Below are 5,896 nucleotides of genomic sequence, written 5' to 3'. Positions count from 1 at the left end.
GGGGCGCTCGTAGATCTCGGCCGGGGGGCCGGTCTGCTCGATGCGGCCCTGCCGGAAGACCGCGATCCGGTCGCTCATGGTCAGCGCCTCGTCCTGGTCGTGGGTGACGAAGACGAAGGTGATGCCCACCTCGCGCTGGAGCTCCTTGAGCTCGATCTGCATCTGCTCCCGCAGCTTGAGGTCCAGGGCCCCGAGCGGCTCGTCGAGCAGCAGCACTCTGGGCCGGCCGACCAGCGCGCGGGCCAGCGCCACCCGCTGTCGCTGCCCGCCGGAGAGCTGAGAGGGGCGGCGGGCGCCGAAGCCTTCGAGGCGGACGTTCTCCAGTGCCTCACCGGCCCGCCGCAGGCGCTCGGCCTTGGGTATCCCGCGGACCTTCAGGCCGTACGCGACGTTCTGTTCGACGGTCATGTGCGGGAAGAGCGCGTAGTCCTGGAAGACGGTATGGACGTCCCGCTCGAAGGGGGCCAGGCGGGTGACGTCCTTGCCCGCCAGTTCGACGGTGCCGCTGGTGGGCGGCTCGAAGCCGGCGATCATCCGGAGCACCGTGGTCTTGCCCGACCCGGACGGGCCGAGCATCGAGAAGAACTCGCCGTCCTCGATCTCCAGGTCGACGCCGGCCACCGCCTCGGTCCGGCCGAAGACCTTGCGCAGGCTCTGCAGCCGGATGGCCTGTCCCTCCATGGGCGGGAACCTTTCTGGTGCTGTCTGGCGTTGGTGAGTAAATGTATGAAGTCATAGTTCAAGCTTCAAGACCTCCTTCAGGTAAAAGCTGCGCCAAGTGACAAGGTGGTGGCGTGAAGAGAGACCAAGGCGGTGCCCGAAGAACCGTCTTCACTCCCATCGGCACGCAGGCCCGGGTCGACGCCGTCGTGCGGCGGCTCGGTGACGCCATCGAGCTCGGACTGCTCGCCGACGGCGAGCAGTTGCCCGGCGAGACCGACCTCGCCGCCCAGCTCGGCGTGTCCACCGTGACGTTGCGGGAGGCGCTGATGGCGCTGCGCCAGCGGGGGCTGGTCACCACTCGCCGGGGGCGCGGCGGCGGCAGCTTCGTCACCGTTCCCGAAGGGCCCGTGGAGGAACGGCTGTTGGCCCATCTCGCGGGCTGGAGCACGGAGGAGCTGCGCGACCTCGGCGACCACTGGACCGCCGCCTTCGGTGCCGCCGCCCGGCTCGCGGCGCAGCGCACCGAACCGGAGGACCTCTCCCCACTGCGGAGGTCACTGGAGGAACTGGCCGGCGCCGAGGACGCCGCGGCGCGCAGCCGCGTACACGGCCGCCTGCACGTGGAGCTGGCGGCCGCGGCCCAGTCGGCGCGGCTGACGCGAGAGGTGATCGGCATTCACGCCGAAGCCGGGGCCCTGCTCTGCCTCGTACTGGGCGAGGACGCGTATCTCAAGGACGTCTGCGATCGTCACCGCGCCGTGATCTGCGCGGTGCACGATGGTGCCGACGAGCGGGCAAGAGCCCAGGCGGAGCAGTGCGTTCAGACATCGATGGGGCGGCTGGTCGAACTCCGCCTCGGCATTCCCGGTGCCGGCGGTGGTGGCCCCGGCGGCGGTCCGCACACCGAGGAGGGCACCCGTGGGCGGCGGAGCACACGTCCTTGACGAGGCCGCGGCGGCCGATGCCGCCGCCGGGGTCAGCGACACCCTGGAGTGCGTCTTCGACGCCGTGACCGAGACCTGTACGGACACCGCGGCGCTGCTCGCCTCCATCGCTGCGGCCGGCCGCCGTCCCTCCACCGCCGATCTCGCCGCGCTCCGGCCCCTCCTGCACGCGCAGCTCGAGACGCCCGGCCTGGTGTCGGGCGCGGGCTTCGTCGCCGCCCCGGGGCTGCTCTCCGACGCACCGGCGGCATGGCTGGAGTGGTGGCAGACCGGTCCGGGCGGCGAGATACGTCCGCTGCTGCTCGATCTGGACCCCGAGCATTCGGCGTACGCCGACTACACCCACTGGGAGTGGTTCGCGCTGGCCCGCGACACCGGACAGCGGGCGGTCGCGGGGCCGTACGTCGACTACCTCTGCTCCGACGAGTACAGCCTCACCCTGTCCGTGCCGGTGACCGTCGGGGGCCGCTTCATGGGAGTGGCCGCGGCGGATGTGTACCTGCCGCGCTTCGAGGCGGCGCTGATGCCGGTGCTGCAGCGGCTGCCCGGGCCGGCCTGCCTGGTCAACTCCCGTGGCCGCGTCGCCGTTTCGACGGACGCCCGCCGGCTGGCCGGCTCCCTGCTCAAGGGCCCGGACTTCGGCAAGGTACTGACCGGACCGGCGGACGGCGCGGCGCACGACGGGCTGCACCTGCGGCCGTGCGGCGGCGTCCCGCTGATCCTGGTGACGACCACTGCGGAGCGGCGCGGCTGATCGCGGAGCGGAGTCCGGACAGCGGCGAGCCCGGCCCAAGACCCGAAAATATGATTCTAGCGTTACTTGACTTGCTTAGTCTACCATTCATAGACTAAGCTGTGTGAAGCACAGAGACTTGATTGCGAAGATCAGGAAGGCAGCTCGGTTACACGGGGTGTCATTCGAGAAGATCCGCCAGAGAGGCAGCCACGAGATGTGGCGCTGTGGCACTACCCAGGTCGTCATTCCGAAGCACAACGAAGTCAACGAGATCACGGCGGAGAGTGTTTGCAAGACACTCGAAGCGGAGTTCGGAGAGAGGTGGTGGCGGTGACCACGTACACGGCTACTGCCCGCCGGTCTGGTGACTGGTGGGCGCTGTCGGTACCCGACCTGCCGGGCGTGCACAGCCAGACGAAGCGCCTGGATCAGGCTGAGGCCGAAGTGCGTGAAGCGATCGCGCTGATGCTCGACATCGAACCCGAGGAGTTCGATGTCGAAGTGAAGCCCGTTCTCTCGGAAGAGACCAAGGTGCTTCTCGGTGAAGTGGAAGAGGCGCGCAGGACACGGGAGCGGGCTGCCGAAGCGGAACGGCAGGCGATGAGGCAGGCTGCGCAGGCACTGACCGGCAGCTTGAGTCAGCGTGATGCCGGACAGTTGCTCGGCGTCTCCTTTCAACGGGTCTCCCAGCTGCTGGGTTCGGCACCGGAGGGACGTCGAAGCGAGACGGTGAAGAAGCGGCGCACCGGTGCCGGTGGGGCCATGAAGTGAAACCATGCACACGACAAGAAGGCAACAGGATCCAGCTCTCGTGAGGGCGTGAACGGGTAGGCGCCGGAGCCTTGTGCCCCCATCGCGCGTCCTCCGTGGCGGGGCAGAACAGAGGTGGCGAATTGACCGCGTACGAGACCTTCCGTGCGCTGCATCACGGCGAGCGCCCGCTGCTGCTCCCCAACGCCTGGGACCACGCCTCCGCCGCCGCCCTGCACCGGCGCGGCTTCGGTGCGATCGGCACCACGAGTCTGGGTGTCGCGGCTGCGGCCGGGCTGCCCGACGGTACGGGCGCGGCGCGTGCGGAGACGCTCGCGCTCGGGCGGGGGCTGGCCCGGCTGCCGGTGCCGGTGAGTGTCGACATCGAGGGCGGCTTCAGCGACGACCCGTCGGAAGTCGCCTCGCTGGCCGGGGAGTTGGCGCAGGCGGGAGTGGCGGGGATCAACATCGAGGACGGGCGGCCCGACGGCACGCTCGCCGATCCGGCGCTGCAGACGGCGAAGATCACGGCCATGAAGGAGACCGCGCCCGGCCTCTTCGTCAACGCCCGCACCGACACGCACTGGCTCGGCACGGACGCCACCCTCACAGGGGCACTGAGCCGGTGCGAGGCGTATCTGGGGGCAGGGGCGGACGGCGTCTTCGTGCCCGGTCTCGTCGCGCTGGACGGGATCACGGAGCTGGCCGGGGAGCTGGACGCACCGCTGAACGTGCTGTACTCCCCCGCCGCCCAGCACACGTACGAGCTGCTCACGGAGGCGGGCGTGCGCCGCATCAGCCTGGGTTCGCTCCTCTTCCGCGCGGCGCTCCAGCACGCCGTCGACCTTGCCTGGTCCATCGCGGAACCACCCGGCGACTCGACCTCACCGGTGCCCGGCTACGGCGAAGTGCAGGTCCTGCACGAGGACTTCAGTCGGCGGTGACCGACTGGACGAGCGCGGTGAACGCGCTGGCGGGGAAGGTGAGATAGGGCCCCTCGGGCTCCTTGGAGTCCCGCACGGCGACCCGTGAGGTCAGCTCGGCGACCTCCACACACTCGCCGCCGGAGTCGCCGCTGTAACTCGACTTACGCCACGGTGCGCTGGTCAGACTCGGACGGTTGCTCATGCAGGTCCTCCATGACGCGGGCGATCAGGTCTGCCGAGGCGCCGAGGGAAAGCGCGGCGGCCTTAAGATGATCGTAACGGAGCGAACGGGCGCTCACCGCTTGCGGATCGACGCTCACATGGTTCGACTGGTACAGCTCGGAGTAGACGACATCCGGGGAGTCATCGAGGGTCAGCAAGGTGAAAGAGCCTGTCAGTCCGTAGTGCTCGCCTGCCGTGAACGGCAGCACTTGGATGTTGACTCGGGGATCGTCGCGATAACTCAACAGGTGGGCCAGTTGATTTCGCATCGTCTCTACCCCACCGATGAGACGGCGGACAGCGCCCTCGTCCAGCACAATCCACATCAGCGGTGGAACCGCGCGGCTCAGCACCCGCTGCCGAGCCATCCGCGCTGCCACTCGCTCCTCCAGCGTCTCCGGCGGTCCAGCCGAGCGCAGCACCGCCCGCGCATAGTCCTCGGACTGCAGCAGCCCATGCACGACCTGGGCCTGGAAGGTGTAGATGGTCGTGGCCGTCGACTCCAGCCGGACGTACTCGTGGAACCACGCCGGGAGCCCGCTGCGTTTGACCAGGTCCCAGACACGCATCAGTGCCCCGCCGGTGCCGAGGGCGATGTCGGCCCGTTCAAGGAAATCGACGTTGGGAACCTTTCGGGCGGTCTCGAACTGACTGATGAGCGACCCGGTGCAGAAGACGATCCCCCCGAGATCCGCCAGCGTCAGTCCCGCCGCCTCGCGCAAGCGCCGCAACTCGCTCCCCAGGTAATTGAGCGGCGAGGCTCCCGGATCGAGCTCACGAATGTTCGCCACAACTGCTCCCCTTGCCCCACCGAGTTCACGCTGTGCGGAGTTGCATTCCAGCCATAGCCCAGAGCAATCGGCCCGTAACAGCCTTGTCCCGTGAACGTCATCGAGGAACCCACCGAATTCCCGCCCCGCCGCTACAGGATCGCGCTGACCGTCGGCGATCACTCACCGCGCCACCTGCGCCGCATCGCCCGCGCGTATCTGCGGCTATGGGCGATGCCCCACCTTGCCGACCCGGTCGAACTCGCCCTCACCGAACTGGTGACCAACGTCCACCGCCACGTCGCGGACCGCTGGTGCACGGTCACCCTCCTCCGCACGGACGCCGGCGTACGCATCGAGGTCTACGACCGCTCCCCCGAAGCTCCCACCCACCGCACCGCCGGCGAATGGGACGAACACGGCCGCGGCCTCTCCCTCATCGCGCTGCTCACCGACAAGTGGGACGTCGTTCCCGCACCGGCCGGCAAGACAATCTGGTGCGAGGTCGCTAATTAATCCCGGTCGCCCTTGCGTTTGCCGTACCAAGGGGGTAGCTGCATACGCATCCCAGCAGAAGGAGACCGTCATGACGCACGCACACGGCGCGCAGCCGACCTCCCGGGCCGCCGCGCCCGCCGGCCGGTTCGCCCAAGTCAAGAGCGTGGCCTTGTACGTGGTGCAGGGACTGCTCGCCGTGTTCTTCGTGCGCATGGGCGCGCTGCCCGCGCTGCTCGCCGAGCCCGGCGCCAAGGGGACCTTCGAGGACATCGGCTTCGGCCTGTGGTTCATGTATCTGACCGGCGCACTGGAACTGCTCGGAGCCATCGCCCTCCTCACGCCCTGGCTCTCGGGGCCCGCGGCGCTCGGCCTGATGGGGGTGATGGC

Annotated in this window: 10 protein-coding genes; 7 read left to right on the top strand and 3 right to left on the bottom strand. The window is 69.0% G+C overall.

Going from position 1 to position 5,896, the window contains the following annotated elements; translation table 11 throughout:
- A partial coding sequence (locus ACRDP3_RS21335; protein WP_431518589.1) for an ABC transporter ATP-binding protein occupies window positions 1-681 on the bottom strand: 681 nt, incomplete at its 3' end.
- A gap of 113 nt (window positions 682-794) precedes the next feature.
- Here ACRDP3_RS21335 and ACRDP3_RS21330 point away from each other — a divergent pair.
- The 5 genes from ACRDP3_RS21330 (at window position 795) to ACRDP3_RS21310 (ending at window position 4,037) form a co-directional block, all read left to right on the top strand.
- On the top strand, window positions 795-1,607 hold the full coding sequence (locus tag ACRDP3_RS21330; RefSeq protein ID WP_431518588.1) for a FadR/GntR family transcriptional regulator: 813 nt from the start codon (window positions 795-797) through the stop codon (window positions 1,605-1,607).
- Entirely contained in the window at window positions 1,582-2,361 is a 780-nt protein-coding gene (locus ACRDP3_RS21325) for a cache domain-containing protein (protein WP_431518587.1), read from the top strand. The genes ACRDP3_RS21330 and ACRDP3_RS21325 overlap by 26 nt, the downstream gene beginning before the upstream one ends.
- A 103-nt stretch (window positions 2,362-2,464) precedes the next feature.
- Window positions 2,465-2,677: a type II toxin-antitoxin system HicA family toxin gene (locus ACRDP3_RS21320; RefSeq protein WP_431518586.1), complete on the top strand. Its 213-nt coding sequence runs from the start codon at window positions 2,465-2,467 to the stop codon at window positions 2,675-2,677.
- On the top strand, window positions 2,674-3,114 hold the full coding sequence (locus ACRDP3_RS21315) for a type II toxin-antitoxin system HicB family antitoxin (protein WP_431518585.1): 441 nt from the start codon (window positions 2,674-2,676) through the stop codon (window positions 3,112-3,114). The genes ACRDP3_RS21320 and ACRDP3_RS21315 overlap by 4 nt, the downstream gene beginning before the upstream one ends.
- Window positions 3,115-3,236: 122 nt before the next feature.
- Window positions 3,237-4,037: an isocitrate lyase/PEP mutase family protein gene (locus tag ACRDP3_RS21310; protein WP_431518584.1), complete on the top strand. Its 801-nt coding sequence runs from the start codon at window positions 3,237-3,239 to the stop codon at window positions 4,035-4,037.
- Here ACRDP3_RS21310 and ACRDP3_RS21305 read toward each other — a convergent pair.
- Together ACRDP3_RS21305 and ACRDP3_RS21300 are read right to left on the bottom strand one after the other, a co-directional pair.
- A complete protein-coding gene (locus tag ACRDP3_RS21305) occupies window positions 4,024-4,221 on the bottom strand; it encodes a DUF397 domain-containing protein (RefSeq protein ID WP_431518583.1) in 198 nt (65 codons plus the stop codon). The genes ACRDP3_RS21310 and ACRDP3_RS21305 overlap by 14 nt on opposite strands.
- Window positions 4,181-5,032 (bottom strand): helix-turn-helix domain-containing protein, encoded by an 852-nt coding sequence (locus tag ACRDP3_RS21300; protein ID WP_431518582.1) that lies wholly within the window; start codon window positions 5,030-5,032, stop codon window positions 4,181-4,183. The genes ACRDP3_RS21305 and ACRDP3_RS21300 overlap by 41 nt, the downstream gene beginning before the upstream one ends.
- Before the next feature lie 90 nt (window positions 5,033-5,122).
- Here ACRDP3_RS21300 and ACRDP3_RS21295 point away from each other — a divergent pair, with 90 nt between their 5' ends.
- Window positions 5,123-5,527: an ATP-binding protein gene (locus tag ACRDP3_RS21295; RefSeq protein ID WP_431518581.1), complete on the top strand. Its 405-nt coding sequence runs from the start codon at window positions 5,123-5,125 to the stop codon at window positions 5,525-5,527.
- Between the two features lie 70 nt (window positions 5,528-5,597).
- On the top strand, window positions 5,598-5,896 hold a 299-nt coding region (locus ACRDP3_RS21290), incomplete at its 3' end, for a DoxX family protein (RefSeq protein WP_431518580.1).

Origin of the sequence: Streptomyces sp. (genome assembly GCF_050698815.1) — a bacterium.
GTDB lineage: Bacteria > Actinomycetota > Actinomycetes > Streptomycetales > Streptomycetaceae > Streptomyces.
Note: the sequence above shows the minus strand (reverse complement) of the source record. Positions and strands in the feature narration are given on the sequence as shown.

Coding starts and splice junctions, on each gene's coding strand:
- ACRDP3_RS21305 (WP_431518583.1), bottom strand. CDS start 4,221: ATGAGCAACCGTCCGAGTCTGACCAGCGCACCGTGGCGTAAGTCGAGT.